Below are 344 nucleotides of genomic sequence, written 5' to 3' on the forward strand. Positions count from 1 at the left end.
ACCTCGAACGCCGCCAGCCCGTCACCGTGGCGGATGGCGTTGGTGACGAGTTCGGAGACGACGAGAAGCAGATCGACGACGTCCTCTTCGCGCGCCGTGCGGGACGCCGAGTCCCATCGCTGCCGTACGACCGACCGCGCGTGGTCCCGGGCCGCCGCCGCGGTGGTCACCGGGGGTGCGGCCGACTGGGCCTCCTCGCCGAGGACGAAGAACCTTGCGACTTCTGTCACTGCAAAACAGCCTTTCGACGCCTTCGTTGAACAGCTCCGTCGCGACCGGGTCACAGATCCTGTGCCGCGCTCACATCAGCGGTTACCCGGCGGGCCTTGTCACATTCTGCCCAC

The 344-nt window shown here is 67.7% G+C and carries 1 pseudogene; it reads right to left on the reverse strand.

The annotated features are described in order from the left end of the window. Positions 1-230 (reverse strand): annotated as a pseudogene (locus TN53_RS43255) (hypothetical protein); the annotation flags it as partial. Positions 231-344: the final 114 nt, after the last annotated feature.

This window comes from Streptomyces sp. WM6386 (assembly GCF_000972385.1).
Taxonomy (GTDB): domain Bacteria; phylum Actinomycetota; class Actinomycetes; order Streptomycetales; family Streptomycetaceae; genus Streptomyces.